This window comes from Serratia montpellierensis, from assembly GCF_020858655.1.
Classification (GTDB): Bacteria; Pseudomonadota; Gammaproteobacteria; order Enterobacterales; family Enterobacteriaceae; genus Serratia; species Serratia montpellierensis.
The window spans coordinates 619,292-646,243 of the sequence record NZ_VOSN01000013.1 but is presented as its reverse complement, the minus strand read 5'-3'; the positions used below and the strand labels follow the sequence as shown (position 1 = coordinate 646,243).

Annotated in this window: 31 protein-coding genes; 11 read left to right on the top strand and 20 right to left on the bottom strand. The window is 60.0% G+C overall.

All coding sequences use genetic code 11. The features are described 5' to 3' along the window. The first annotated feature begins 1 nt into the window (after window position 1). The 5 genes from FUU19_RS14870 to flgJ all read left to right on the top strand — a co-directional run bounded on the left by FUU19_RS14870 (window position 2) and on the right by flgJ (window position 4,398). The gene (locus tag FUU19_RS14870; RefSeq protein WP_230490841.1) at window positions 2–757 is read left to right on the top strand and encodes a flagellar basal body rod protein FlgF; all 756 of its coding nucleotides are present in this window, start codon (window positions 2–4) and stop codon (window positions 755–757) included. An 18-nt stretch (window positions 758–775) separates the two neighbouring features. Then, window positions 776–1,558 carry a flagellar basal-body rod protein FlgG gene (flgG, locus tag FUU19_RS14865; RefSeq protein WP_004934819.1) on the top strand — a complete coding sequence of 261 codons (783 nt, stop codon included), beginning with the start codon at window positions 776–778 and terminating at the stop codon, window positions 1,556–1,558. Window positions 1,559–1,641: 83 nt separating this feature from the next. Next, window positions 1,642–2,343 (top strand): flagellar basal body L-ring protein FlgH, encoded by a 702-nt coding sequence (flgH, locus tag FUU19_RS14860; RefSeq protein WP_197833722.1) that lies wholly within the window; start codon window positions 1,642–1,644, stop codon window positions 2,341–2,343. A gap of 10 nt (window positions 2,344–2,353) precedes the next feature. Beyond that, window positions 2,354–3,454: a flagellar basal body P-ring protein FlgI gene (locus tag FUU19_RS14855; RefSeq protein WP_230490842.1), complete on the top strand. Its 1,101-nt coding sequence runs from the start codon at window positions 2,354–2,356 to the stop codon at window positions 3,452–3,454. After that, complete coding sequence (gene flgJ / locus FUU19_RS14850; RefSeq protein WP_049200258.1) at window positions 3,454–4,398, top strand: flagellar assembly peptidoglycan hydrolase FlgJ; 945 nt, start codon at window positions 3,454–3,456, stop codon at window positions 4,396–4,398. The genes FUU19_RS14855 and flgJ overlap by 1 nt, the downstream gene beginning before the upstream one ends. Window positions 4,399–4,405: 7 nt before the next feature. Here the strand turns inward: flgJ and FUU19_RS14845 are convergent, their stop codons facing one another. Then, window positions 4,406–4,690, bottom strand: a complete 285-nt coding sequence (locus FUU19_RS14845) for a hypothetical protein (protein WP_230490843.1) — start codon at window positions 4,688–4,690, stop codon at window positions 4,406–4,408. On the opposite strand from FUU19_RS14845, the gene flgK reads away from it, so the two are divergent. Together flgK and flgL are read left to right on the top strand one after the other, a co-directional pair. Continuing rightward, window positions 4,683–6,332, top strand: coding sequence for a flagellar hook-associated protein FlgK (flgK, locus tag FUU19_RS14840; protein ID WP_004934814.1), 1,650 nt, complete (start codon window positions 4,683–4,685; stop codon window positions 6,330–6,332). The two genes, FUU19_RS14845 and flgK, sit on opposite strands and share 8 nt — an antisense overlap. Before the next feature lie 59 nt (window positions 6,333–6,391). Next, a complete protein-coding gene (flgL, locus tag FUU19_RS14835) occupies window positions 6,392–7,351 on the top strand; it encodes a flagellar hook-associated protein FlgL (RefSeq protein WP_016927302.1) in 960 nt (319 codons plus the stop codon). A gap of 272 nt (window positions 7,352–7,623) precedes the next feature. Here the strand turns inward: flgL and sra are convergent, their stop codons facing one another. From sra to fliF, 14 genes are all read right to left on the bottom strand, one after another. After that, window positions 7,624–7,764 carry a stationary-phase-induced ribosome-associated protein gene (gene sra / locus FUU19_RS14830; RefSeq protein WP_230490844.1) on the bottom strand — a complete coding sequence of 47 codons (141 nt, stop codon included), beginning with the start codon at window positions 7,762–7,764 and terminating at the stop codon, window positions 7,624–7,626. Window positions 7,765–8,121: 357 nt separating this feature from the next. After that, window positions 8,122–8,904: a flagellar biosynthetic protein FliR gene (gene fliR, locus FUU19_RS14825; protein WP_033632754.1), complete on the bottom strand. Its 783-nt coding sequence runs from the start codon at window positions 8,902–8,904 to the stop codon at window positions 8,122–8,124. Between the two features lie 2 nt (window positions 8,905–8,906). Next, entirely contained in the window at window positions 8,907–9,176 is a 270-nt protein-coding gene (gene fliQ, locus FUU19_RS14820; protein ID WP_004934803.1) for a flagellar biosynthesis protein FliQ, read from the bottom strand. 20 nt (window positions 9,177–9,196) lie between these two features. Then, complete coding sequence (gene fliP, locus FUU19_RS14815) at window positions 9,197–9,958, bottom strand: flagellar type III secretion system pore protein FliP (protein WP_230490845.1); 762 nt, start codon at window positions 9,956–9,958, stop codon at window positions 9,197–9,199. Then, window positions 9,955–10,359: a flagellar biosynthetic protein FliO gene (fliO, locus tag FUU19_RS14810; RefSeq protein WP_230490846.1), complete on the bottom strand. Its 405-nt coding sequence runs from the start codon at window positions 10,357–10,359 to the stop codon at window positions 9,955–9,957. The genes fliP and fliO overlap by 4 nt, the downstream gene beginning before the upstream one ends. Further along, entirely contained in the window at window positions 10,359–10,775 is a 417-nt protein-coding gene (gene fliN / locus FUU19_RS14805) for a flagellar motor switch protein FliN (RefSeq protein ID WP_230507150.1), read from the bottom strand. Before fliN ends, fliO begins: the two co-directional genes overlap by 1 nt. Then, a complete protein-coding gene (gene fliM / locus FUU19_RS14800; RefSeq protein ID WP_025303254.1) occupies window positions 10,768–11,772 on the bottom strand; it encodes a flagellar motor switch protein FliM in 1,005 nt (334 codons plus the stop codon). The genes fliN and fliM overlap by 8 nt, the downstream gene beginning before the upstream one ends. Before the next feature lie 5 nt (window positions 11,773–11,777). Then, window positions 11,778–12,263: a flagellar basal body-associated protein FliL gene (gene fliL, locus FUU19_RS14795; RefSeq protein WP_004934797.1), complete on the bottom strand. Its 486-nt coding sequence runs from the start codon at window positions 12,261–12,263 to the stop codon at window positions 11,778–11,780. Between the two features lie 165 nt (window positions 12,264–12,428). Then, the gene (locus tag FUU19_RS14790) at window positions 12,429–13,661 is read right to left on the bottom strand and encodes a flagellar hook-length control protein FliK (protein WP_230507149.1); all 1,233 of its coding nucleotides are present in this window, start codon (window positions 13,659–13,661) and stop codon (window positions 12,429–12,431) included. Further along, window positions 13,658–14,104, bottom strand: coding sequence for a flagellar export protein FliJ (gene fliJ / locus FUU19_RS14785; protein WP_033634978.1), 447 nt, complete (start codon window positions 14,102–14,104; stop codon window positions 13,658–13,660). Before fliJ ends, FUU19_RS14790 begins: the two co-directional genes overlap by 4 nt. A 21-nt stretch (window positions 14,105–14,125) precedes the next feature. Beyond that, on the bottom strand, window positions 14,126–15,487 hold the full coding sequence (gene fliI, locus FUU19_RS14780) for a flagellar protein export ATPase FliI (protein WP_141968178.1): 1,362 nt from the start codon (window positions 15,485–15,487) through the stop codon (window positions 14,126–14,128). Next, window positions 15,487–16,191: a flagellar assembly protein FliH gene (gene fliH, locus FUU19_RS14775; protein WP_141968180.1), complete on the bottom strand. Its 705-nt coding sequence runs from the start codon at window positions 16,189–16,191 to the stop codon at window positions 15,487–15,489. Before fliH ends, fliI begins: the two co-directional genes overlap by 1 nt. Continuing rightward, window positions 16,184–17,176 carry a flagellar motor switch protein FliG gene (fliG, locus tag FUU19_RS14770; RefSeq protein ID WP_060420814.1) on the bottom strand — a complete coding sequence of 331 codons (993 nt, stop codon included), beginning with the start codon at window positions 17,174–17,176 and terminating at the stop codon, window positions 16,184–16,186. The genes fliH and fliG overlap by 8 nt, the downstream gene beginning before the upstream one ends. Next, the gene (fliF, locus tag FUU19_RS14765; RefSeq protein WP_230490848.1) at window positions 17,173–18,873 is read right to left on the bottom strand and encodes a flagellar basal-body MS-ring/collar protein FliF; all 1,701 of its coding nucleotides are present in this window, start codon (window positions 18,871–18,873) and stop codon (window positions 17,173–17,175) included. Before fliF ends, fliG begins: the two co-directional genes overlap by 4 nt. Before the next feature lie 314 nt (window positions 18,874–19,187). On the opposite strand from fliF, the gene fliE reads away from it, so the two are divergent. Continuing rightward, window positions 19,188–19,502 (top strand): flagellar hook-basal body complex protein FliE, encoded by a 315-nt coding sequence (fliE, locus tag FUU19_RS14760; RefSeq protein ID WP_141972913.1) that lies wholly within the window; start codon window positions 19,188–19,190, stop codon window positions 19,500–19,502. A gap of 69 nt (window positions 19,503–19,571) precedes the next feature. Next, window positions 19,572–19,772: a hypothetical protein gene (locus FUU19_RS14755; protein WP_197833654.1), complete on the top strand. Its 201-nt coding sequence runs from the start codon at window positions 19,572–19,574 to the stop codon at window positions 19,770–19,772. A gap of 157 nt (window positions 19,773–19,929) precedes the next feature. Here FUU19_RS14755 and FUU19_RS14750 read toward each other — a convergent pair whose 3' ends face one another. Beyond that, on the bottom strand, window positions 19,930–20,529 hold the full coding sequence (locus FUU19_RS14750) for an FMN-dependent NADH-azoreductase (protein WP_230490849.1): 600 nt from the start codon (window positions 20,527–20,529) through the stop codon (window positions 19,930–19,932). Between the two features lie 129 nt (window positions 20,530–20,658). Between FUU19_RS14750 and FUU19_RS14745 the strand changes: the two genes are divergently transcribed. Next, window positions 20,659–21,588: a LysR family transcriptional regulator gene (locus FUU19_RS14745; protein ID WP_230490850.1), complete on the top strand. Its 930-nt coding sequence runs from the start codon at window positions 20,659–20,661 to the stop codon at window positions 21,586–21,588. Window positions 21,589–22,066: 478 nt separating this feature from the next. On the opposite strand, the gene FUU19_RS14740 is transcribed toward FUU19_RS14745, so the two are convergent. The 4 genes from FUU19_RS14740 to fliD form a co-directional block, all read right to left on the bottom strand. Further along, complete coding sequence (locus FUU19_RS14740; RefSeq protein ID WP_230490851.1) at window positions 22,067–22,927, bottom strand: helix-turn-helix transcriptional regulator; 861 nt, start codon at window positions 22,925–22,927, stop codon at window positions 22,067–22,069. Window positions 22,928–23,235: 308 nt separating this feature from the next. Then, entirely contained in the window at window positions 23,236–23,604 is a 369-nt protein-coding gene (gene fliT / locus FUU19_RS14735; protein WP_038876898.1) for a flagella biosynthesis regulatory protein FliT, read from the bottom strand. Then, the gene (gene fliS / locus FUU19_RS14730) at window positions 23,604–24,014 is read right to left on the bottom strand and encodes a flagellar export chaperone FliS (protein WP_043138600.1); all 411 of its coding nucleotides are present in this window, start codon (window positions 24,012–24,014) and stop codon (window positions 23,604–23,606) included. The genes fliT and fliS overlap by 1 nt, the downstream gene beginning before the upstream one ends. Window positions 24,015–24,040: 26 nt before the next feature. Further along, window positions 24,041–25,441 (bottom strand): flagellar filament capping protein FliD, encoded by a 1,401-nt coding sequence (fliD, locus tag FUU19_RS14725; protein WP_060433356.1) that lies wholly within the window; start codon window positions 25,439–25,441, stop codon window positions 24,041–24,043. A gap of 281 nt (window positions 25,442–25,722) precedes the next feature. On the opposite strand from fliD, the gene FUU19_RS14720 reads away from it, so the two are divergent. Continuing rightward, the gene (locus tag FUU19_RS14720) at window positions 25,723–26,781 is read left to right on the top strand and encodes a FliC/FljB family flagellin (protein ID WP_141968195.1); all 1,059 of its coding nucleotides are present in this window, start codon (window positions 25,723–25,725) and stop codon (window positions 26,779–26,781) included. Window positions 26,782–26,952: the final 171 nt, after the last annotated feature.

Here is a 26,952-nt window from a genome sequence, read left to right as displayed (position 1 = left end):
TATGGATCACGCGATTTATACCGCGATGGGCGCGGCGCGCCAAACGCTGGAACAGCAGTCCATTACCGCCAACAACCTGGCGAATGCGTCGACGCCGGGCTTTCGCGCCCAGCTCGCCGCATTGCGCGCGGTGCCGGTCGACGGGCCGAGCATGGCGACGCGCACCTTGGTGACCGCGTCGACGCCGGGCGCCGATATGAGCCAGGGGGCGCTGAACTACACGGCGCGTCCCCTGGACGTGGCGCTGCAGCAGGACGGTTTTCTGGCGGTGGGCCTGCCGGGTGGGGGGGAAGCCTATACCCGCAACGGCAACATTCAAATTTCCTCCACCGGGCAGTTGACGGTGCAGGGGTTGCCGGTGATGGGCGACGGCGGCCCGATCGAGGTGCCGCCGTCGGCGGAGATCACCATCGCGGCCGACGGCACCATTTCGGCGCTGAACGCCGGCGATCCGCCGAACACCATCGCGCAGATCGGCCGCCTGAAGCTGGTGAAAGCCGATGCGCGCGAAGTAATGCGCGGTGACGACGGGCTGTTTCGCCTGACGCCGGAAACCCAACAGCAGCGCGGCAATCAGTTGCAAAACGATCCGCAGGTGCGGGTGATGCCGGGCGTGCTGGAAGGCAGCAACGTCAAGCCGATGGAGACCATGGTCGACATGATCGCCAACGCCCGCCGCTTTGAAATGCAAATGAAGGTCATCCACAGCGTGGATGAAAACGAACAGCGTGCCAACTCACTGCTCTCAGTGAGTTAAGCAGCAAGGAAATAACCGATGATTCCATCCTTATGGATTGCCAAAACCGGTCTGGACGCGCAGCAGACCAACATGGACGTGATCGCCAACAACCTGGCGAACGTCAGCACCAACGGCTTCAAACGCCAGCGTGCGGTATTTGAAGATCTGCTGTACCAGACCATGCGTCAGCCGGGGGCGCAGTCCTCCGAGCAGACCACGCTGCCTTCCGGTCTGCAGATCGGCACCGGCGTGCGTCCGGTGGCGACCGAGCGTCTTCACAGCCAAGGTAACCTGTCGCAGACCAACAACAGCAAAGACGTCGCCATCAAGGGGCAGGGATTCTTCCAGGTGATGCTGCCGGACGGCACTCAGGCCTATACCCGTGACGGGTCGTTCCAGATCGATCAGAACGGCCAGCTGGTGACCTCCAGCGGTTTCCAGGTGCAGCCGGCGATCACCATTCCGGCGAACGCGCTGTCCATCACCGTCGGCCGCGACGGCATCGTCAGCGTCACCCAGCAGGGGCAAACCGCCGCCCAGCAGGTGGGCCAACTGACGCTGACGACCTTTGTCAACGACAGCGGTCTGGAGAGCGTGGGCGAGAACCTGTATCAGGAAACCGAAAGCTCGGGCGCGCCGAACGAGAGCACGCCGGGGCTGAACGGCGCCGGTCTGCTGTATCAGGGTTACGTGGAAACTTCCAACGTCAACGTGGCGGAAGAGCTGGTCAACATGATCCAGACTCAGCGCGCTTACGAGATCAACAGCAAAGCGGTATCGACCTCCGATCAGATGCTGCAAAAGCTGACGCAACTGTAATCTGTCATTGACGGGCCGGGCTTGCCGCGCCCGTCATTCTCTTTCGTGAAACAAAGGCGATACCCGTGGTAACCACATATTCGATGGCAATCCTGCCGCGGCAGGGACAACGCTGGCTGGCGGGAATGGTGATGCTGACGCTGAGCGGCTGCGCCTATATTCCGCACAAATCGCTGGTGGACGGCGCGACCACGGCGCAGCCCGCGCCGGCCAGCGCGCCGATGCCGAACGGCTCGATCTTCCAGACGGTGCAGCCGATGAACTACGGCTATCAGCCGCTGTTCGAAGACCGCCGTCCGCGCAATATCGGTGACACCCTGACCATCGTGCTGCAGGAAAACGTCAGCGCCAGCAAGAGCTCCTCCGCCAACGCCAGCCGCAACGGCGCCAGCAAGTTCGGCGTCGCCACCTCGCCGCGTTACCTCGACGGCCTGTTGGGCAATGCGCGCGCCGATATGGACATTTCCGGCGACAGCACCTTCGGCGGTAAGGGCGGCGCCAACGCCAACAACACCTTCAACGGCACCATTACGGTGACGGTCAACCAGGTGCTGGCCAACGGCAACCTGCACGTGGTGGGGGAAAAGCAGATCGCCATCAACCAGGGCACCGAATTCATCCGCTTCTCCGGCGTCGTCAACCCGCGCACCATCAGCGGCAACAACTCGGTGACCTCGACGCAGGTAGCGGACGCACGTATCGAATACGTCGGCAATGGCTATATCAACGAAGCGCAGACCATGGGCTGGCTGCAGCGCTTCTTCTTAAATGTTTCACCGTTCTAAGGATTGACTGATGCTGAAAAAATGGTTTATCGCGCTGTGCGTCGGGCTGGTGTGCTTGCCGGCGGCGGCGGAGCGCATCCGCGATCTGGTGACGGTGCAGGGCGTGCGAGACAACGCCCTGATCGGCTACGGCCTGGTGGTGGGGCTGGACGGCTCCGGCGACCAGACCATGCAGACGCCGTTTACCACCCAAAGCCTGAGCAACATGCTGTCGCAGCTGGGCATCACCGTGCCGCCGGGCACCAACATGCAGCTGAAAAACGTGGCGGCGGTGATGGTGACCGCCAAACTGCCGCCGTTCTCGCGCGCCGGGCAGAACATCGACGTGGTGGTTTCTTCGATGGGTAATGCCAAGAGCCTGCGTGGCGGCACCCTGCTGATGACGCCGCTCAAAGGCGTGGATAACCAGGTCTATGCGCTGGCGCAGGGCAACGTGCTGGTCGGCGGCGCGGGCGCGGCGGCCGGCGGCAGCAGCGTGCAGGTCAACCAGCTGGCGGGCGGGCGCATCAGCAACGGCGCCACCATCGAGCGCGAACTGCCGACCACCTTCGGCAGCGGCGGCGTTCTCAACCTGCAGCTGAACGACGAAGATTTCACGCTGGCACAGCAGATCAGCGACGCCATTAACCGCCAACGCGGCGGCGGTACCGCGACGCCGCTCGATGCCCGCACGATCCAGGTGCTGGTGCCGCAGGGCAACAGCTCGCAGGTGCGCTTCCTGGCGGAGATTCAAAACATCAACGTCAACGTCGGCGCGATGGACGCCAAAGTGATCATCAACTCGCGCACCGGTTCGGTGGTGATGAACCGCGATGTGATCCTCGATTCTTGCGCCGTCGCCCAGGGCAACCTGTCGGTGGTGGTCGATCGGCAGAACACCGTCAGCCAACCGACGACGCCGTTCGGCGGCGGCCAGACGGTAGTGACGCCAAACACCCAGATCTCGGTGCAACAGCAGGGCGGATCGCTGCAGAAGGTGAACGCCAGCGCCAACCTGAACAACGTGATCCGCGCGCTGAACGCGCTGGGCGCCACGCCGATCGATCTGATGTCGATCCTGCAGGCGATGCAGAGCGCCGGCTGCCTGCGCGCCAAGCTGGAAATCATCTGATGGCCGGCGATCTGATGGCGATGTCGGGCGCGGCCTATGACGCCCAGGCGCTGAACGGCCTGAAGCGCGATGCGGCGGCCGACCCGCAGGGCAACCTCAAGCAGGTGGCCCAGCAGGTGGAAGGCATGTTCGTGCAGATGATGCTGAAAAGCATGCGATCTGCCTTGCCGCAGGACGGGGTATTGAGCAGCGATCAAACGCGGCTCTATACCTCGATGTACGACCAGCAAATCGCCCAGCAGATGTCGCAAAAAGGGCTGGGGCTGGCCGACATGATGGTCAAGCAGATGAGCAACGCCAACACGGTGCCAAGTGAAACGGCGGGCCTGTCGCCGATGGCGCTCGACAACGAGGTGCTGCAAACGCTGCCGAACCAGGCGCTGGAGCAGATGGTGCGCCGCGCGATGCCGAAAGCCCCGCCGGCCGCCGCGCCGCTGTCACTCAACAACGGCAACTTCGTCGCTCGCCTGTCGATCCCGGCGAAGGTCGCCAGCCAGCAGAGCGGCATTCCGCATCAGCTGATCGTCGCGCAGGCGGCGTTGGAGTCCGGCTGGGGGCAGCGCGAGATCCCGACCTCAGACGGCACGCCGAGCTACAACCTGTTCGGCATCAAGGCCGGCGGCAGCTGGAACGGGCCGGTGACGGAGATCACCACCACCGAGTTCGAACAGGGCGCGGCGAAAAAGGTGAAGGCGAAGTTCCGCGTCTACGGTTCGTACGTTGAAGCGATCGCCGACTACGTCAAACTGCTGACCAACAACCCGCGTTACGCCGACGTGGCCGCCGCACGCAGCCCGGAGCAGGCGGCGCATGCGCTGCAACGCGCCGGCTACGCCACCGATCCGCAGTACGCCAGCAAACTGGTCAGCGTGATTCAGCAGATGAAGAACGCGGGGGAACAGGCGGTCAAAGCTTACACCCACGATCTGAAAGATTTGTTCTAAATCCCCGTCATTCTTGACGCCGCAGCGGCGTTGACTGCACAAGCTCGCCCCGGTCACTTGGCTTAACCAAGCGCCCGGGGACGCCCTTGCTTGTCGCCTTGCTGCGACGCCAATTATTTAGGGGATAGGCGGTAACGAAGGCGGGCTGGATGCTGACCGCGTTGCCGCTTTTTTTCCTCAAGTTCTTCTCATTTTGGCCGATAACCGAAACAGGCTGAGCGAACAGGCTCAGCAGCTTAATTAGAACCCTGTGGGCCACCGGCGCCGCAGCATAAGGAATTCCGATGTCCAATAGCTTAATCAATACCGCGATGAGCGGGCTGAATGCGGCTCAGGTGGCGCTCAGTACCGTCAGCAACAACATCTCCAACTACAACGTGGCAGGCTACAACCGCCAGACCGCGATCCTGGCGCAGAACGGCGGCATGGCCACCATGAGCGGCTTTATCGGCAACGGCGTGACCGTCACCAGCGTCAACCGCGAGTACAACCAATTCATCACCAACCAGCTGCGCGGCGCGCAAAGCGCGTTCGGGGCGCAAAACGCCTATTACGAGAAGATTTCGCAGATAGACAACCTGTTGGCGAGCAAAACCAACCCGCTGTCGACCAACATGCAGGATTTCTTCACCAACCTGCAGAACCTGGTGAGCAACGCCGGTGACGATGCCGCGCGCCAAACGGTGCTGGGCAAGGCCAACGGCCTGGTGAACCAGTTCAACAACACCGATAAATTCCTGCGCGACATGGACAATGGCGTTAATCAGCAGATCAGCGATACGGCGCAGCAGATCAACAGCTACGGCCAGCAGATCGCCAAGCTGAACGACGAGATCACCCGTTTGCGCGGCAGCGCCGCCGGCGAGCCGAATGCGTTGCTGGATCAGCGCGATCAGCTGGTTACCGAGCTGAACCAGCTGGTGGGCGTACAGGTCACGCAACAGGACGGCGACGCCTATACCGTCTCCTTCGCCAACGGCTTGACCCTGGTGCAAGGCAGCAATACGTATCAGGTGGAAGCCGTGCCTTCCAGCAGCGATCCTTCCCGTCTGACCATCGGCTATAACCGCGGCAACGGCGCCAGCGAAGTGCCGGAAGGTCAGATCACCAGCGGCACGCTGAGCGGCGTGCTGAAATTCCGCAGCGAAACGCTGGACGGCGTGCGCAATCAGCTGGGCCAGTTGGCGCTGGCGATGGCGGACAGCTTCAATCAGCAGCATCGCGCCGGTTTCGACCTGAACGGCGACGCAGGCGGCGACTTCTTCAGCTTCAGCGGCGGCCGGGTGGTGGATAACACCCGCAATACCGGCGACGCGTCGCTGTCGGTCTCTTACACCGATACCGGCAAGGTGAAAGCCAACGATTATCGCGTCGAGTTCGACGGCAGCAACTGGCAGGTCAGCCGCCTGCCGGACAACGTGAAAGTCAACGCCACGCCGGGTACCAGCGCGGACGGCAAACCGACGCTGAACTTCGACGGGCTGGAAGTGAGCATCGACGGCAATGCGCAGGCTAAAGACAGCTTCACCGTGAAGCCGGTCAGCGACGTGGCGGGCAACCTGAAAGTGGCCATCACCGATTCGTCCAAGATCGCCGCCGCCGGTAAAGACGACAGCGGCCGCGGTGATAACGAAAATGCCAAGAAACTGTTGGATCTGCAGACCAAAAACCTGGTGGACGGTAAGGCGACCCTGAGCGGCGCTTACGCCGGCATTGTCAGCGGCGTCGGCAACCAGACCGCCGCCGCCAAGGCCATCGCCACGTCGCAGGCCAAGATCGTGACGCAGCTGGGTGCGCAACAGCAGTCGATGTCCGGCGTCAACCTTGACGAAGAGTATGGCGAGCTGCTGCGTTTCCAGCAGTACTACATGGCCAACGCGCAGGTGATTCAGACCGCCAGCTCGCTGTTCGATGCGTTGCTGAATATTCGTTGATTTCATTGTTAATCGGCGCCGATAACGGCGCCGATCGATCAGAGTAAGGAACCCACAGCATGCGCATGAGCACCAGCATGATGTACCAACAGAACATGAACGGCATCACGGGCAACCAGTCGCTGTTCATGAAGGCGGCCGAGCAGCTTTCCTCGGGCAAGCGGGTGATCAACCCGTCCGACGATCCGCTGGCGGCGTCGCGCGCGGTGATGTTGTCGCAATCGCAGGCGGAAAACAGCCAGTACACGCTGGCGCGCACCTTCGCTCGTCAGAACGTGTCGATGGAAGAAACGGTCTTGGCCGGCGCGACGTCCACCATCGCGGACATGAAGGCGTTGATCGTCAACGCCGGCGGCACCGAAAGCGATAACGACCGCCAGTCGCTGGCCACCCAGTTGCAGGGGCTGAAAGATCAGCTGCTGAACCAGGCCAACAGCACCGACGGCAACGGCCGCTATATGTTCGGCGGATACGTGAACGACAAGGCGCCGTTCGTCGACAACGGCGGCACCGTCAGTTATCAGGGCGGGGACAAGACGGTTCAGCAGAAAGTGGACGCCAACCGCACCATGACCATCGGCCATACCGGCAATGCGGTGTTCATGTCGTTGACCAGCAATCCGAAGCCCGAGCCGGACGGCAGCGCGCCGGTCAGCAACGTATTCGAGAGCATCGATATTGCGCTGAACGCGTTGAAAACCCCGCTGCAGGGCGCCGATGAGGCCACCAAGCAGCAGGTGAACGATGCGTTGGCGAAAGCCAACCGCGGTCTGGACAACTCCTACAACAACGTATTGAGCGTGCGCGCCGAGCTGGGCAGTCAGCTGCAGGAAATGGATCAGCTGGACAGCATCGGTAAAGAGCGTGACATGACCAACCAGATCCAGATGAGCGCGTTGACGGATGCCGATCTGGCCGAGTCTATCTCGTCTTATTTCATGCAGCAGGCAGCGCTGCAGGCGTCGTATAAAACCTTCAGCGATATGCAGGGCATGTCGCTGTTCCAGATGAATCGTTAAGAGCAATACCCCGTTGCCTGACCGCGACGGGTTTCCCTTTAGTGCGCTTAGAAAACACCTTCTCCGCCCCGCGGGGAGGGAGGCTTCTTGAAACCGGGCGCACTCGTTTGGCGCGTCACTCGTTCTCCCACTACTGACTGAGTGACGCGCCTTTTTTTCATCAGGAAAGAAATAATAAGATTGTCACCCCTGTTTAATGCGCAGCGGCATTATTGAAATCAGCGGTGGAAAAATCGCGATGGATATTATTTTCCTGACGATAAATAGCGATGTTATTTCTTCTTCTTCTTCTTCACGACTTTCCATTTTCCGCCGTCGGCCGTCTCGGTAAAAGAAACTCTAAATTTGTTGCTTTTCCAGTGGGTCAAGCCGAATAACCGGCGCGCCTTGCGGTTGCTTTTCGCTTTAATCATGATCTCGCTCCTGTGGTTAGCAAAGGTCGATGCTGCGTCCTGCAGCCGGCAGGCGCCGGACGCATTTATTCAGGGTGTAAGTTATCTGCCGCGCATTTAACCCTGCGTGGCTGCGTTATTTTTTATTTTTACTTTGGAGTCAGTGTTTTTATCGCCGCTGATGGCTAGCGTAGTACGGGCGATATTTTTGTTACCGGGACTATTCTAGGTCGGAGTTTTATTTATTCAAGCCGCCGGAGACATTTGAACCTTAATCTGGATAAAAGACGTTTCTCAGGCTTTTGTCCCAAGAAAGCGTTTTTATTGCCATTTTGTCTCAGGCGGAAAAGGGGAAAAGGAAGGGGGCGCCACAGGAACTTAGAAGGTCATGCCGCCGATCACCGCCGCCAGCCGATCGAAGATTTCACCGAACAGATGCTCGCAGAACGGCGCCAGCATCGGCATCATCATGCCCAGCGTCATGATGCCGAAGGTCATGGTGACCGGGAAGCCGATCACGAAGACCGACAGCTGCGGGGTCATGCGGTTGAGCAAGCCGAGCGCCATGTTCAGCGTCAACAGCAGGCAGATCAGCGGCAGCGCCAGCATCATGCCGTTGATGAAAATCAGCGAGCCGACCTGGGTTAACACCAGGAAGCCGTTGCCGTTTAGCGGCTGCGTTTGAATAGGCAGGGTATGGAAGCTGTCCGCAAGCAGCGAAATCAGCCACAGATGACCGTCGAAGCTGAGGAACAGCAACATCGCCAGCAGGTTGAGCAGGCGCGCCAGCACCGGCATGTTCGGGCCGCCGCTGGGATCGAAGAAGGTGGCGAACGACAGGCCCATCTGCATGCCGATCACTTCGCCCGCCAGGCGCACTGCCGCGAAGGCGAACTGCATGGTCAATCCCAGCGCCACGCCGATCAGAATCTGTTGAATCGCCAGCCACAGGCCGGCGGCGGAGAAGATCGGGATATTGCTGGCGGGCAGCGTCGGCGCGATCAGGATGACGATCAGCCCGCCAAGGCCGATTTTGACCTTTTTGCTGATTTGCTTTTCGCTGAATATCGGCGCGGTGCTTATCAGCGCCAGAATGCGCAGCAGCGGCCAAAAATAGTGGCTGAGCCAGACGGTGAGCTGGGCGCTGTCGAAGGTGAGCACGGTTAGCCGATCAGGGTGGGCAGGTTGCTGAACAGGGTGCGCATGTAGTCCAGCAGCAGGTTCAACATCCAGGGGCCGGCGATGATGATGGTGGCCACCACCGCCAGAATTTTGGGGATGAACGACAGCGTCATTTCGTTGATCTGGGTGGCGGCCTGCAGCAGGCTGACCACCAGGCCGCTGATCAGCGCCGCCAGCAGCAGCGGGGCGGCCAGCGCCAGCGCCACTTTCATCGCTTCGGTGCCGAGCGCCATAACCGATTCAGGTGTCATCTCGCGTTCTCCGGTCGGGGTTATGAATAGAAGCTCTGCGCCAGCGAGCCGAGCAGCAGCTGCCAGCCATCGACCAGCACGAACAGCATCAGCTTGAACGGTAGCGAGATGGTGGCCGGTGGCACCATCATCATCCCCAGCGCCATCAGCACGCTGGCGACCACCAGGTCGATAATCAGGAACGGAATGAACACCGTAAAACCGATCTGGAAGGCGGTTTTCAGTTCGCTGGTGACGTAGGCGGGCAGCAGAATGCGCATCGGCACCGCCTCCGGGCCGGCCAGCGGCGGCTGATTGGCCAATCTGGCGTACAGCGCGAGATCGGTTTCGCGCGTTTGGCGCAGCATGAATTCGCGCAGCGGCTGCGCGCCTTTATCCAGCGCGACCTCCAGCCCGATCTTGTCCTGGCTGAACGGCAGGTAGGCGTCCTGATAAACCTTGTCGAACACCGGCGACATGATGAAGAAGGTCAGGAACAACGCCAGCCCCAGCATGACCTGGTTCGGCGGCGCCGACGGCGTGCCCAGCGCGTTGCGCAGCAGCCCGAGCACGATGATGATGCGGGTAAAACTGGTCATCATCAGCAACATGGCGGGCAGGAAGGTCAGCGAGGTCAACAGCACCAGCGTCTGTACCGGCAGCGACCAGCTTTGGCCGCCGTTGGCCAACGGCTGACTGATCAGCCCCGGCAGTTGCGCCAAAGCCGCCGGGCTGATGAACAGCAGGGCGGCAGGGAGCCAAACCGCCGGACGGCGGACGAGGGTATGAAGAGTCAAGGTCATGCCGATTTTTCCGGGCGTTTCAGAACTTTTTGCATCAGTTGGCGGAAGTCCGCCGGCGTCGCCGCGTCGGCCGCGCCCTCGTCTTTCGGCGGGGCGGGCAGGGTGTGCAGCGGGGTGATCTGCTGGGCGGTAACGCCCAATACCAGCAAGGTGTTGTCGACTTCCACCACCACCACGCGCTCGCGCTGCCCGACCTGGCAACTGGCGCGCAGGTTGAGCAGCTTGTTGTTGCGCGCCTGCGGGGCGAAACCCAGCCGACGGAACAGCCAACCGGCCAGCAGGATCAGCAGCAGAATGCCGCCGAGCGCGCTGCTGACCTGCATCAACACCGAACCGGCCGGCAAGGCCGGCGCGGCGGGCGGTTGGCTGCTTTGGACGGTAACGGGCGCCGCGACGGTCATCAGCGGCTCAGTCGACGCATGCGTTCGGACGGGGTGATGATGTCGGTGATGCGCACGCCGAACTTGTCGGCCACCACCACTACTTCACCTTGTGCGATCAGGTAACCGTTGATCAGGATGTCGAGCGGCTCGCCGGCCAGGCCGTCCAGTGCCATCAAAGAGCCTTGCGACAGGCGCAGCAGCTCTTTGATGGTCATCTTGGTGCGCCCCAGCTCCACGGTCAGCTTGACCGGAATATCCAGGATCAGGTCGATATCCTGCAGGCTGCCGAGCGCATCCTGAGCTTCCAGCGACTTGAACACCCCTTCGGTGCTCGCGCCGGATTTCTCTGTCGACTGCTGCTCGTTAAACGCATCAGCCCACAGATCGTCTACGGATTCCTTTCCTTCGCCAGACGGTTGCTTAGGATCACTCATTGGGCTGTTCCTCACTCAGAGCATTCAAAATAGGGTTAATCAAATGTTCAACACGCAGGGCATATTGCCCGTTCAACGTGCCGTATTGGCTGGTCAGAACCGGTACGCCGTCCACATGGGCGATCAGGCGTTCCGGCTTGTCTATCGGTAATACATCGCCCGGCTGCAGCTTCAGGACTTTCGACAGCCGCATCGGGATATCGACGAAGTTGGCGATCAGCTCCAGTTCGGAGTGCTGCACCTGCTTCACCAGGGTTTCGCGCCAGTGGCTGTCTTCCTGCCGCGAGTTTTCCAGCGGCGGATTGGTCAACAGCTCGCGCAGCGGTTCGATCATGGCGAACGGAATGCAGATGTTGAACTCGCCGGTCAGCGCGCCGATCTCTACCTGGAACGGCGTGGTGACCACGATGTCGTTCGGCGAGGTGGTGATGTTGGTGAACTTCACCTGCATTTCGGCACGCACGTACTCCACGTCGATCTTGTAGATGGCGCTCCAGGCGTCGCCATAGGCGTCCAGCGCCAGGCGCAGCATGCGTTTGATCACCCGCTGTTCGGTCGGGGTGAATTCGCGGCCTTCGACCTTGGTCGGGAAGCGGCCGTCGCCGCCGAACAGGTTGTCGACGGCGATGAACACCAGACTCGGCGCGAACACGAACAGGGCAGTGCCGCGCAGCGGATTCAGATGCACCAGGTTCAGGTTGGTCGGCACCGGCAGGTTGCGGGCGAACTCGTGATACGGCTGGATTTTGATCGGGCCGACGGTAATGTCCGGGCTGCGGCGCAGCAGGTTGAACAACCCCATGCGGAACTGCCGGGCAAAACGTTCGTTGATGATTTCCAGCGCGTGCAGACGCTCGCGCACCACGCGGCGCTGGGTGTTCGGATCGTAAGGCTTGACCTCGCTCTCTTTGCCGACTATCGCTTCGGGTTCATCACCCGCGCTGTCGCCGTTGAGCAAGGCGTCGATCTCTGCCTGTGAAAGAATGCTATCGCCCATAGTGATTACCGCAGTATGAAGGCGGTGAACAGCACGTCGCTGACCACCTGCTTCGGTTGTCCCTTAACCAGCGGCGGGCTGAGCACGTCCTTAATCTGCGCCACCAACTGTTGTTTCCCTTGTTCATTGGCCAGCTGGCTCGCTTCCTGGCGGGAGAGCAGCATCAGCAGACGGCTGCGCACTTCCGGCAGAAAATCGTTCAGCTGACGGCGGGTACTTTCGTCTGGCAGACGCAGCGTGAGGCCGATGTACAGCACGCGATCCGGGTTGTTGTCCGGCGTCACCAGGTTGACGGTAAAGGTGTCGAGCGGCATGAACACCGGCGCGGCCGGCGGTTGCTGTTTGGCGGCGGCCGGTTCGGCGCCGTTTTTATGCTGTTGCAGCAGCCACCAGCTGTAGCCCGCGGCGCCACAGGCGACGACGCTGATCAACACCAGAAGGATGACCAGAAGGGGGCGTTTCGGTGCTGCCGGAAGGGAGTTCTGAGACATAGCGAAATCTAATTCCTGTTGTTCCACCCGCGGCCGGCGAGGCGGCGGGCATGGCGCGCGGCAAAGCCGCACGCATGACATGTAAAGGTATTATCGCGTCTATTGCGGCGTGCAATAGCCTGAATAGACGCGCAAATGGGTGCCAGCTTGGGCGTTTGCGGCGGCTTAGGCGAAAATATCGACGCCGTTGACCGCACTGGCCATACGCTGCAGCGCCACCGGCGCGCTGACGCCCTCGGCGACTGCGCCGTCACCGCCATGATGTTCCGCATAGCTGGAACGACCCTGACCGTTGGACGCCTGCTGTTGCGCCTGCTGCTGCCATTGCGGGGTGGATTCGCCGCCCACGCTGCTTTGCCCCAGGTTGATCCCACTCTCCGCCAGCGCGTGCCGCAGCTGCGGCATCGCCGCTTCCACCGCCGCACGCACCTGGCGGAGAGCGGAGGCGATGTGCAGTTGTGCCTGCTGATCGTCCAGTTTCAGCGTGATCTGCAAGGCGCCCAGTTCCTGGGGGTGCAGGCGCAGTTCGGCGCTCTGCTGGCCGTTGCGGTGGAACATCAGCACCTGTTGGTTCAACGCCTGCTGCCACTCCGGGCTGCCCAATTGCGCGTTGAGCTGCGGCGTAGGCGGTGCGGTTACCAGTGCGCTGGCAGGGGCGGCCGTTTGCGTTGGGCTGGCGGCGGCCAGGGCGATGGCGTGGTTGAGCGTCGGTTGCTGCTGTGCATCGCTCGCCGGCAGCGGCTGTGCGGCACTTGCGCGCTCACCGCTGGTCGGTTGCGGGAGCGCCGCCTTGGCATTATCGTCGCCGGTGGCCGGCGTTTTCGCCCCTGTCAGCGACGGAGCAGGGGATGCCGATGAACGCGCGGCGGTTTTATCACCGGCCGCCGCAATGTTCAGCAGGCCATTGCCGGGCTGCAGTGCAGTCGCCTCGTCAGCGCTTTCCACCGTCAGCGAGCGTTGGCCTTCGGTCGGTTGCGCCTGGGCGACGAGCGCGGCCGGCAGCATGGCGTACAGCGCCTGCAGCGTTGCGGCATCCAGCTCTTTGGCGGCGGCGATCGGCGGCTGCGCCGGTTTGTCGCCGGCGGTGGGCGCCTCGCCCTCGGCGCCCTCAGGTGAAAGCGTATCGGCTGAGGTTGTCTGGCCCGGCAGCAGGCCGCCGAGCTCGCCGAAGGTGGCCAGCAGTTGATTGAGCTGGTTGCGGCTCAGGGCCGGGGCGCGTTCCTCGTCCGCGCTCAGCGCGACCGGCGGCTGTTTGCCGTCGGCGGCAGGCGCGAAACGTGCGCCGAGCAGCTGGGCGAAAGCGGAAGACAGCTGGCTTTCATCCAGCGTCGACGTCAGTTCGGCCAGGCCGCCGGCGTCGCCGGGTAAGGCCAGGCCGGGCAGGGCGTTCAGATTCATGGGTTGATATTCCTTTGTGCACTGCGTTGAGCGAACTCATCCATCAGTTTTTGATCCCGTTTGTTCTCCTGCTGCTGCTCCGCCGTCATGGCGCGGGTGTGCAGGGTCTCGAAAGCGTTCAGCCGCTGTTGTTTGTCTTGCCATTGCTTCACCGCATGATCCACTTTCTGCCCCCACTGCAGCAGCTGCTGGCGGTGCTGGTCGATGGCCTGTTCCAGCGTACCGATAAACTGCTGGTAGTTTTGCCAGCGTGAGCTGTCCATGCCGTCGCAGAGCGTATGATTCAGCTTCTGGCGGTATTCGTCCTGATAGTTGAGCAGCATCGACAGCTGTTGCTCTGCCGCCTGCTGCGCCTGCCGTACCTGGCCCAGCTGTTGCGCGGCCTGTTCCACCGCATCCTGCGCCAGATCTCGCAGGGTAATCAGGGGGGATTGTGATTTCATCGCTGTGCGCCTCTGGTGACGTTAAACAATCAACTGCTGCAGCTGTTGACAGGCTTCATCATAGCCGCTGCGTTCAAAGATGCCCTGCTGCAGGTAAGCTTCCATCTGCGGATACAGCGTCATCGCTTTGTCCAACAACGGATCGCTGCCCGCCGCGTAGGCGCCGACGCTGATCAGATCGCGGTTGCGCTGATAGCTGGCCAGCATCTGTTTGAAGGTGCGTACCCGGCGGTAATGCTCTTCGTCGATCAGCGACGTCATGGCGCGGCTGATCGACGCTTCGATGTCGATCGCCGGATAGTGACCGGCTTCCGCCAGGCGTCGGGACAGCACCACGTGGCCATCGAGGATCGCGCGCGCCGAGTCGGCGATCGGGTCTTGCTGATCGTCCCCTTCGGTCAATACGGTGTAGAAAGCGGTGATGGAACCGCCGCCGCTGATGCCGTTGCCCGCGCGTTCCACCAGCGCAGGCAGCTTGGCGAAGACCGACGGCGGATAGCCTTTGGTCGCCGGCGGCTCGCCGATGGCCAGGGCGATCTCACGCTGCGCCATGGCGTAGCGGGTGAGGGAATCCATGATCAGCAACACATGCTGCCCGCGATCGCGGAAATCTTCGGCGATACGGGTGGCGTAGGCCGCCCCCTGCATGCGCAGCAGCGGCGACACGTCCGCCGGCGCGGCGATCACCACCGAACGCGCCCGGCCTTCGGCGCCGAGAATGTTCTCGATAAAGTCTTTGACCTCGCGGCCACGTTCGCCGATCAGGCCAACGACAATCACATCCGCCTGGGTATAACGGGCCATCATGCCGAGCAGCACGCTCTTGCCGACGCCGGAGCCGGCGAACAGGCCCATGCGCTGGCCGCGACCGACGGTCAGCAGGCCGTTGATGGTGCGCACCCCCACGTCCAGCACCTGCTCGATCGGCGTGCGCTGCAAGGGGTTGAACGGCGCGGTGATCAGCGGCGCGCGGTAACCGGTTTCCGGTGAAGGCAGACCGTCGAGCGGTTTGGCGCTGCCGTCCAGCACCCGCCCCAACAGGGCCGGGCCGAGCGGCAGCTGTTTGCCGGCACTTTGGCCTTCCGGCGCGATGCGGGCGTAAACCCGCGCGCCCGGCACGATACCTTCCACTTCTTCCAGCGGCATCAGGAACAGCCGTTGGCCGTTGAAGCCGACCACTTCGCTTTCCACTTCCTGCACCTCGCCGGCGTTGTGCCGTTCGATGAGGCAGGTCGCGCCGAGCGGCAGCTGCAGGCCGGTGGCCTCCAGCACCAGCCCGGTCGCGCGGGTCAGGCGACCGTAGCGGCGCACCGTCGGCGCGCGCGCGATGCGCTTTTCCAGCGTATCCAGAGAACTCAGCCAGCGGCCGAGACGCGCGGTCATCAGACTTCTCCCGGTGCCGCCAGGCGGCACAGTTCATGCCAGCGCGTCGCCAGGCTGGCGTCGAGATCGCCTTCCTCAGCGCTGACCTTACAGCCGCCCGGGTGCAGTTCGCCGTCCGCCAACAGGCGCCAGCCGTGCAGGCTGAGGGTGACCCCCAGCTGCTGCTCGACGCGCGGGTAGTCGTCCGGGTGGACCCGCAGCTGCGGCTTACCGTTGAACATCGGCTCCTGCTGGATCAGCTGTTGGATCTGCGCTAGCAGGGCGGTGCCGTCGCACACCGGCGGTTGGCCCAGCACCTGTTTGGCGGCGGTCAGCGCCAGCTGCATCAGTCGGGAGGCGATCACGCTGTCGAGCGCGTCCAGCGTATGCTGGAATTCGGTGACCAGCTGCTGCCAGTGGGCGGTCAGCGGCAGTTGCTGCTGCTGCGCTTCCAGCAGCCCTTGCTGGCGACCTTCCTCCAGACCAGACTGAAAACCGGCCTCATAGCCTTTTTGCTGGCCGTCGGCATAGCCCAACTGCTGGCCCTGTTGCTCGGCCTGCAGCCGCAGCGTGGCCAGCTGCTGTTGCAATTCGGCCTGTGCATCCGGCGACGGATCGTCAAGTTCGAGATCCGGCAACTGCGGCAGTTCTACAGCCGGTTTCTGTTCGCCCAGGTCGTTGAGCGACCAGGGCTGCCAGGGCAGGGTGTTAATGCGATCAGACATAGGTGTCCTCGCCGCCGCCGATGATCATTTCGCCGCTTTCCGCCAGGCGTCTCACCACCAGCAGGATGGCTTTCTGCTCGTTTTCCACCTGCGACATGCGCACCGGCCCACGGTTGGCCAGATCGTCGCGCAGGATGTCGGCAGCGCGTTGCGACATGTTCTTGAGGAACTTCTCGCGCAGCGGCTGCTCGGCGCCTTTCAACGCGATCAGCAGCGACTCGCCTTCCACTTCCTGCAGCAGGCGTTGGATACTGCGATCGTCGACTTCCACCAGGTTTTCGAACAGGAACATCTCGTCGATGATCTTCTGCGCCAGCTCGCCGTCGTATTCGCGCATCGCGTCGATGACCGCTTCTTCCTGCTGGGTTTTCATCAGGTTGATGATCTCGGCGGCGGTACGCACCCCGCCCATTTTGCTGCGCTTGAGGTTTTGGCCGTCGAGCAGATTGTTCAGCACTTCGGTCAACTCCGCCAACGCCGCCGGCTGCACGCCGCCGAAGGTGGCGATACGCAGCATCACGTCATTGCGCAGGCGTTCGTCGAACAGGGCCAGGATATCCGCCGCCTGGCCGCGTTTGAGGTGCACCAGGATGGTGGCGATGATCTGCGGGTGTTCGTCGCGGATCAGATCGGCAGCGCTCTGCGGTTCCATAAAGTTGAGCGTTTCCATGCCGGTGGTGGTCTCGCGCGATTCGAGAATGTCTTCCAGCAGGCTGGCGGCGCGCTCTTCGCCCAGCGCTTTGACCAACACCGAACGCAGGTAGTCGCTGGCGTTGACGCTCAGCGCCGCGTATTGCTCGGCGTCGTCTTCAAACTCGGTCAGTACTTCGCCGAGCTGTTTGTGCGAAACCTGGCTCATGCCGGCCATGGTGCCGCTCAGCAGCTGTACTTCGCGCGAGGAGAGGTGTTTGAACACCTCCGCCGCGCGATCTTCACCCAGCGTCATCAGCAGGATGGCGCTTTTGTCGGTTCCGGTCAGGCTCATATCTCGTTACTCATCCATTGGCGGATTACCAGAGCGACCACGCGTGGGTCTTTGTCAGCCAGATCGCGGATCCGCTGGCTCTGGACTTCTGCGCTGACGCGCTGCTGCGATTTACGACGCTGCGCCAGCTCCTCGTTGCTCGGTTTGCTGCTGTCGGCCGGTTTGGCGGCAGGGGCATTGGCGGCGGCGATGGCAGCCTGTTGCGCCACCTGGCGCTGTTGCAGCTGCGGCCGCACCAGTTTGCGCCACAGCAGCCAAGCCACCAGCAGCACCAGCAGATAGCGGCCCGCGTCGATGAGACGATCGATAAACGACTGGCTTTGCCAGAACGGCAGTTCGCCACCGGTCACCTGACTGTCGGTAAACGGCGTGTTGACCACGTTCAGGGTATCGCCACGGCTGCTGGAGTAACCCATCGCTTCACGCACCAGCGCTTCGATCTGCGCCAGCTGCTCTTTGCTCATCGGCTGCGGTTTGCCGTCTTTATCTACGCCGAGGTAGTTGACTACTACGGCGACCGACAGACGCTGCACGGTGCCGGCTTTTTGCTGGGTGTGGCGAATAGTACGGTCGAGCTCGTAGTTGGTGGTCGCGTCGCGACGGGTGTTTTGCGGTACGCCGTTGGCCGCCGCGCTGCGGGTGGCTGCGGCGTTTTGCGCGGTGGTATTGGCATTGTTGCCTGCGGCGTTGGCCGGCTTGGCGGTCTCAATCGGCGCGGTGGCCGGTGCGCTCGGCTGATTGGACAGCGCGCCCGGCACGCCACCCACCTGTGGCCCACCGATCTGCTCGCTCAGGCTGGTTTGCTGAGAGCGGATAGCGGCTTTGTCAGGCTGTTGGTTAGGTTGGTACTGTTCATCGGTTTGTTCGCGAGTGGCGAAGTCGATCTGCGCGGTGACCTGCGCACGCACGTTGGCGCTGCCGACCACCGGGGCGAGGATCGCCTCGATGCGGCGCTGGAAGCCGTTTTCCACTTCGTTGGCGTATTTCAGCTGCGAGGCGTTGAGATCGCGCCCGGTGCCGTCGGACTGCGTCAGCAGGCGGCCGGCCTGATCGACCACGGTCACGTTGCCCGGCGGCAGACCGGCGACGCTGCTCGATACCATATAAACGATGGCGTTGATCTGGCCGTCGTCCAGCGCACGGCCGGGTTGCAGGGTCAGCGTCACCGACGCGGAAGGGGATTTCTGTTCGCGCACGAACAGCGAAGGTTTAGGCAGCGCCAGGTGAACGCGGGCGTTTTGCACCGGCCCCAGCGATTCGATAGTGCGCGACAGTTCACCCTCGAGGGCGCGCTGATAGTTGATCTGCTCGCTGAACTGGCTGATGCCGAATTTTTCCTGATCCAGCAGTTCGAAGCCGACGGCGCCACCTTTCGGCAGCCCTTGCTGCGCGAGGCGCAGACGGGTTTCATGCACCTTTTCCGCCGGGATCAGCAGCGCTGCGCCATTCTCGGCAAAGCGGTAAGGGATATTCATCTGCGTCAGCTGGGTGACGATGGCGCCACCGTCGCGGTCGTTCAGATTGCTGTACAGCACGCGGTAGTCGGGACTTTTCACCCACAACAGCAGCGCGACGACGATCGCGATCGCGGCGGAAGCGGCGACCAGCAACGGAATTTTCGGGTTGGCGCGCAGACGACTCCAGATGGCCTGCAGGCCGTTGTCGCGGCTTTCGCCGGCGGTTATCGAAGCACTCATTTTAGGTCTCGTCCTTCAATGGCGCTCACGATCCCGTATGGGCCGCTGAGCAGCTCCCTGCCAGGCTGATGAACGGTATGGTTAGCGTTGTGTGACAAAACAGACTCCCTGATACACATATCTTCTAAATAGCGGCGCTCCCATTTCTGGGCAGGCCATTATTCGCCTTATCAGACGATTCCGATTGCCCGATAAGCCGGGTTTTTTGCAGTTAATTAGCCGCTTTAGGTCTCAAAACGCTGTGCTAGGGTGTGCATCATTGGAGAAGTGCAGGGTGAAACGTCACCCGGCGAGACGAGATGATTGAGGACCAGATGGCGATTCAGGGCATTGAAGGGGTACTGCAGCAGATGCAGACCATGGCGGTTCAGGCCGGCAAAATGGGGCAGAATACGGCGCCACAGGGCGTCAGCTTCGCCAGCGAACTGACCGCGGCGCTCGGCAAGATCAGCGAGACCCAGCAAACGGCGCGCAAGCAGGCGCAGGATTTTGAACTGGGCGCGCCGGGTATCAGCCTGAACGATGTGATGGTCGATCTGCAGAAATCGTCGGTCTCTTTGCAACTGGGCGTGCAGGTGCGCAACAAGCTGGTGGCGGCCTACCAGGACATCATGAATATGCCGGTGTGATGAACGTGCCACTCATTGTTCAGTGAAATTTGGTACCCTATAGCGACGGTTATTTATCGGGATAGGATGATGTGTAAATCACTGTACCTTGCTCTTGGCATCATGGCGCTGTCTGGATGCGCCGGGCAAAACGATGATTATTCATTGGCCCCAAAAAACGCGGATCATCAGGACGCCAGCAAAGAATGGAAAGCGTTTGTCGCACCGCTGTCCGTGAAGACGCAGTCGCCCGGCGAGCGAGAAATGAAACGTGCTGCCCGGCAATACTGAAGTCAATGGGCAAAAAAAACCAGCTACCGAAATAGCTGGTTGAAGGTGCGATAAAACATTTGTGTAATGTAGGAGCGTCGACGCTCGCTCGACGTGGCGCCGACGCGGTTATCATATTTGTTATGTTATAACAAATCAATGCTGCTGTGTGTTTGCTTCAGCCTGCCAATTCTGTGATCCGCTCACGGGCGTTCGCCAACCCCTGAGCGAGGCCGTGCGGTTTCATATCCAGCCCTTCGGCATAGATAAACTGCACGTCGCCGATCCCCATCAACCCCAGCACCGATCGCAGATAGGGTGTCACGGCATCGGTCGGCTGGCCAGCGTGTACGCCGCCGCGTGAACTGAATACCAGCGCATTGACGCCCTCGACTAAGCCGACCGGGTAGGTGGCGGTATAGTTGAACGTTACCCGGGCGCGGGCCACCAGATCGAACCAGTTTTTCAGCTGGGTTGGTACGTTGAGGTTGTACATTGGTGCCCCGATCAGCAGCAGATCGTTCCCTTTCAGTTCGGCAATCAGCCGATCGGAAAGCGCCACCGCCGCTTTGGCGCGTTGACTGGTGTTTTCCGCGCCGCGCAGCGCACTAAACAGCTCGCCATCCAATACCGGCAGATCCAACGCCGTCAGATCGTGCTCGACGATCTTATCTTCGTGTCCTTTGGCCCGACGTTCCGCCAGATAGCGATCAATCAGGTTATTGGTCTGCGAGTCGTTTCCCATAATGCTGGATTTGAGCACCAGTATTTTTTTCATGTGGTTGTCCTCTGACGGTCATCTGTGGTTTTCACCGGAAATTCCGGAATGACTGCAGGTTATCATTGCTTGGTGTTCACCAGTGGTGATAGGTTTTCACTTAATTGATTCCAATTTGGAAACAGTAAAATGAAAAGCGATCTCAGCGCGCTGCCGGCTTTTGTCGCCGTGGCGGAAGGCGGCAGTTTTGCCGCCGCCGCAGAAAAACTGCATCTGACGCGCTCCGCGGTCAGCAAAATCGTGTCGCGGCTGGAGGCGCGGCTCGGCGTGATGTTGTTTATGCGCACGACGCGCAGCCTGAGCCTGACGGATGAAGGGGCGCTGTACTACGAACACTGTCGGCAGGCATTGGCGAACATACAGGCGGCGGAACATCAACTGGACAGCGGCAAGATGCAGGTCAGCGGCCGGCTCAGGGTCTCAGTGCCGGTGTTGTTCGGCCACCTGTGCATCGCCCCCTTGCTGACGGCGCTGGCGAATGAGCATCCGTTGCTGGCGCTGGAAATCTCGTTCAGCGACCGCAGGATCGATCTGGTCGACGAGGGGTTCGATCTGGCGGTACGTATCGGCGAGCTGGCGGACAGCGGCAGTCTGATTGCCCGGCGCCTGGGCGAACACGGCATGCTCCTGTGTGCGTCGCCCGATTACCTGTGGCGCAGCGGAGAACCGAACACGCTGGACGCGTTAAGCCGACATCAGGCGGTGGGGTATCTGCATGCCGGTACCGTGTTGCCCTGGCAACTTCGCGGCGAAAACGGTGAGCTGCAGTCGTTCAGGCCACCGGCCAAGATGATGATGGATGACATGCAGGGGATCGTCGATGCCGTTTCCGCCGGTGCCGGTATTGCCTGGCTACCGGAGTGGCTGGTACGCGATCGGCTGGTGGCGGGGACGTTGGTGGAGATCATGCGCGGTGAATCCAGCCTCAGTTTTCCGGTGAATGTGGTATGGCCCTATATGCCTTACCAGCCGCTCAAGGTGCGGCTGGCGGTGGACAAATTGGTGGCGGAGCTGCCGGGGAAATTGGCGCTTGCTGCGCCGGTGATATCTTACCGGTAATGGTCGGCGCCACCATCGACTGGAAACGGGCGCTAATGTATCGAATAGAGGGACGAAAACGGCGCTGTCAGGCTCATTGAATGCGCAGGTGACCGTTTATTATAACCTGATTAGTAGGGTTATTATTCGAGGTCGGTCAATGAGCACAAAAAGCGAATCCAGATGGCGCCTGATCAGTATTTTTATGCTGACGGTACTCGCCGTTTTAATAGGCATTTTGGTTAAACTGGATTGAAGTCTGACCAGGTGATAAAAGCCTGGCCATTTTATTGTGCGGCAAGTAAGCGCATCATGTCTTCTTCATACAGCAAGGCTAAAAGCCACAGCCCCAACAACATTATTGTCAGAGAAAATAATCGCTTTTCATTACGCATCGTTTAATTTGCTCTTCGGCGGTTCGACGTTACGCAGCCTATCTCAGCGTTGTGACAACTGTTAGGGACCTGTGCCAAATAAAGCCATTTTGTTGCGCGTCTATTTAGGTTTCTCCGGCGGCTATCGCTTCGGTTCCCAGGGAACCAGGCTCCATAATCCTTTGGTGGCCGCGAATGGCGGTAGGCGCGAAGCCGAAGCGCTTGCGAAAACGTTCGGCGAAACGCGACGCGCTTTCATAGCCGACATGTTGTGCGATGGCGGAGATCGGCCAGTCGGTGGATTGCAGCAGGGCCAGCGCACTGCTCATGCGCACGTCGATCATCAGGTTGCGCAACGCGGTATTTTCCATCGACAGTTTGCGGCGCAGCATCACTTCACTCATCGACAGGCTCTCCGCGACTTTGGCCGCGGTCCAAATGCTGTGTGGATCGGTTGCCAGGCAGCGGCGCACGCGCTGCGTCAGGTCTTTAGCTTCGTTGTGGATGAAGCGAATGCCGAACTGGGCCAGCCACAGCAGAATCTCCAGCATTTTGTGCCGCACGATGATGGTGGGAAAACGCTGCCGGAGCGCCAGCGCCAGGCTGGTGGTCTCAAAGCTGTGCTTCAGGGCGCAGGGCAGATTGCGCAGCGCCAGGACGGCATCGAACGGCATCGGCGCCGGCGTTTCCTCGGCCGGAGGCTGAAGAGTGAGCAACAGAGGGTCGCAGGTCAGCAACTGACAGCTGAACACTCCCTCTTCAGAGGGGCCGTTAATAATATCCACCGTTTGTCCCCCGTCGATAATCAACAGCTCGCCGGGATGAGCCACCACTTCGTGTTGTTGCCAGCGTACGCGCTTATGGCCTTGTTGTATCAGGTACAGATGTGGTTGCTCAAAATAGACTGAAGGGAATAATAATTCAGTATGCTGAATGATGTGCGCTGAGGCACCAATTCCTGAACAGAGATTAATTGTACGTTCCATCGATATTCATTTCGCAGCCATTATCTGAGAATATCTTTACGCTTTGATCCGCGTTGGAGCAACATTTTTCCATGGGCTGTGAAACACAGCGGCGTGTTTTATCTATCAAAAATCAATTTCCTGCTGAACAGAAAACGTCCGTGTCGGGATGATGCTTATCCATTAAAGTGAGAGCCAGGCTCGAAGCGCGCATTTTACTAATTACCCATAAACTGAATAATTCAAATGCCATAGATTAATATCCTAACGTAACCCGAGAGTAATAGCGCATGGTGCTATTTAATCCATTTTCGTCAGTATTGTCGATGTTATCGGACCTGTGGTTCCCCCAGCAACAGTGCACGATCATGAAACTGGCCGTAGGTATTGTTGACGACGTTCTGGCGCGTGGACTGCTCGATCAGCGTTTTCAGCTCATCCATGCGTTGCTGTAGCAGACGCTTGAGCTCGGTTTCGTTGTCGAGGATCTGTTGCAGCTTATTGCGCAGCATCTCCTGCAGCGCCATTGACGGGCCGGCTTGCCCGGTAAAGGCGGCGGTTTTTTCCACCGCCGTCACGTAGGCGAACTCGAGTTCGACGAGCTCTTCCCAGCGCCCGGTTTGCGCCAGCGCGATCATCTGGCTGCTCAGGCTGTAAATTTGTTGATAAGCGGCTAACAGCTGCTGTTGACGTTCCATTACATGGCGTCCTGCGAAGGTTGGTAGTTGGGGCCGATCTGGCGCCAGGCGTCGGCGATGTTTTCCAGCAGTTTGACCACTTCGGCGATCGCCGCTTCGTCGTTATGCAGGTTGGCCTGCATTAACCGACGCTTCATGTAGTCGTACAACGCCGCCAGGTTTTCGGCGATCTCGCCACCCTGCTGAGGGTCGAGGCCGCCTTTCAGGCCGTTGTCGATGATGTTGATGGCTTTGGACAGCGCCATACCTTTGCCGGCGATATCGCCCTGGTTCATCAGGATGCGTGCGCGAAGCAGGGCGCTGAGCGCCCCGTCGAACAACATCACGATTAACTGGTGCGGGCTGGCGCTCATGGCGCCGCTTTCCAGACTGACCTGTGCATAGGCCTGAGTGCCGCTACGGTTATACATGCTGTTTTCTTTACCTTGTTAAAGGGTTACTTGAACTGTTGAGCCAAATAGTTACTGGTGCCGTTCATTTTCGACATCATGGTATCCAGCTGAACGAACTGTTGTTTATAACGATCGATGGTGTTCTGAATGCTGGCGGTGACCGTGGTGATCTGGCTGTTCAGGCGATCGAGGTTGGTGTTGATGCTCTTGGTCGAGTTCTCGATGATGCCGCCGGATTTGATGTAGCTTTGGATCTGGTTGTGGATCTCGGTGGCCATGCCGGTGTCTTTGCCGTTGCCGACGAAGAAGTTGCTGACCTGATCCGGCTTCTCATCCATCGCTTTCTTCAGCTTGGCGCTGTCGATTTCCAGCTTGCCGGTTTTGGTGTTGGTGGAAATACCGAGGTTGCCCAGGCCTTTCAAATCCGGGTTATCCTGGGCTGCGCTCAGGGCGCTTTTGATCGACGACTGAACGCCGCGCAGGGTGTTGTCGCCCAGCAGCGGACCGTTGCTGGGGTTTGGCGCTTCGCCGGTTTTCACCGGGGTGAACTTGGACAGTGCGTTGAAGGTGTCCAGCAGTGAGTTATAGCTATCGACCCACTCTTTGATTTTGTCGGTGGTGCCGGCGGTGTTGGCGCTGATCACCAGGTGCTGCGGTTCATCGGTTTTGGTTTTGGTTTTCAAATCGATGGTAACGCCCTGCAGGGCATCGCTGATCGAGTTGGTGCTGCGCTTGATGGCTGTGCCGTTCACCATCAGCTCCGCATCCTGCGGCGCGACCGTCTGCTTCATGGCAGTGGTGGTGCCGCGGGTGGCGTTGTAGTTCAGGATATCGCCCAGCTTATCGTCGTTATCGACCTGGAGGGAAATCTTGTTGTTTTCGCCGGTGGTGGAGGAGCTGATCGCCAGCTGATAGTCGTTGTCGCCGACGCGCATGATGCTGGCGGTGACGCCGGCTTTGGCGCCGTTGATGGCATCGCGCATCTCAAGCAGAGAGGTTTGATCGTCGCTGAGCGGGATCTTGGTTTCTTTCGGCGGGTTGCCGGCGGTGATGGTCAGAGAGCGGTTGGTGATGCCTTCTTTACCTAATTTTTCGCCTTGATCGCTGACTTTCGCCTGCGTGGTCAGGGTTTGCGCCTGCGCCAGTTTGTTCACTTCCACCACGTAGTTGCCCGGTACCGCCTTGGCGTTGGTGGTGATTTTAAAGGCGTCATGTTCGGTGGCGGTAGTCGCCTTGAAGAAGTCCTCTTTCGCCATCTCCTTGCTGAGGTTGTCGAACTTTTCCAGTGCGCCTTTCAGCGTGCCGTAACCGGTCAGCTGTGCGTTATAGCTTGACTGTTTGGTGGTGTAAGGGGTCAGGCGCTGTTGTTCCGCTTTAGTCAGCTTATCCAGCAGGCCGTTGAGGTCGAGTCCTGAGCCGAGACCTAATGAACTGATCGTTGCCATGAGTAATTCTCCTTGATTATGACTTTATTCGCTTTACGCGTTATCGGCTCAGTGATGAAAAAGTTTACCGAAAAAAACAAAAAAACGATGGCGCAATAGAGGAGGGAAAAAGCGCGTTATTTCCGCCATTGCCGCAGACGTAAAAAAAAATAAAAAAATTCTAAAGGTTGTTGGGGGAGGGCCGATACCTGAGGGGACGGTGGTTGACGCCGTGGGCAAATAAGCCCGAACCTTTTAACTGTGTTGCGAAGAACGCAACTGACTCGTAAGGAAAGCAAACAATGGCACAAGTAATCAACACTAACAGCCTGTCGCTGATGGCGCAGAACAACCTGAACAAATCTCAGTCTTCTCTGGGCACTGCGATTGAGCGTCTGTCTTCCGGTCTGCGTATCAACAGCGCTAAAGACGACGCTGCGGGTCAGGCGATCTCCAACCGTTTCACCGCTAACATCAAAGGTCTGACTCAGGCTTCCCGTAACGCCAACGACGGTATCTCTCTGGCGCAGACCACTGAAGGCGCACTGAACGAAGTTAACGACAACCTGCAGAACATCCGTCGTCTGACCGTACAGGCGCAGAACGGTTCTAACTCCAGCAGCGACCTGAAATCCATCCAGGACGAAATCACCGAGCGCATGTCGGAAATCAACCGTATCTCCGCGCAGACTGACTTCAACGGCGTGAAAGTGCTGAGCAGCGATCAGAAACTGACCATCCAGGTTGGCGCTAACGACGGTGAAACTATCGACATCAACCTGCAGAAAATCGACTCCACTAAACTGGGTCTGGATGGCTTCGACGTTACTACTAAAGGCCCTACTGCGGGTTCCGCGATTGCTACCGGCGCTCACATCAAAGCTGCTACCGGTGAAGACGTTGTTTACGATGCTGCCACTGCGAAAAGCGGTTTGGCTGACGGTAAGGCGCTGATCTCTGGTAAAGGTGCAGATGGTAAAGATGCGATGTTTGTCGAAACTACCGACAAAACTACCGGTGCTAAAACTTACGCTGCAGCCTCTGTAGACAAAGACGGTAAAGTAACCGAAGGCACTGCCGTCACCATGAAAAACCCACTGGATACCCTGGACAAAGCGCTGGCACAGGTTGACGGCCTGCGTTCTTCCCTGGGTGCGGTACAGAACCGTTTTGATTCTGTGATCAACAACCTGAACAGCACCGTTAACAACCTGTCCGCTTCTCAGTCCCGTATCCAGGATGCTGACTACGCGACCGAAGTGTCCAACATGAGCCGTGCCAACATCCTGCAACAGGCTGGCACCTCTGTTCTGGCACAGGCTAACCAGTCTACTCAGAACGTTCTGTCCCTGCTGCGTTAATCGTCTCTCCCGATTAACTGTCGCAAAAAGACCCCGCTTCGGCGGGGTTTTTTTATGTTCGCGCGCCGCCCGGTTATTACATGGCGCAAATAAAGCCCGTTTTGTGCGACTGTTCCGCCGATTGGCATTTCGCCCCCTACGCATAATAGCGCTGACTCTCTTATCCGCAGG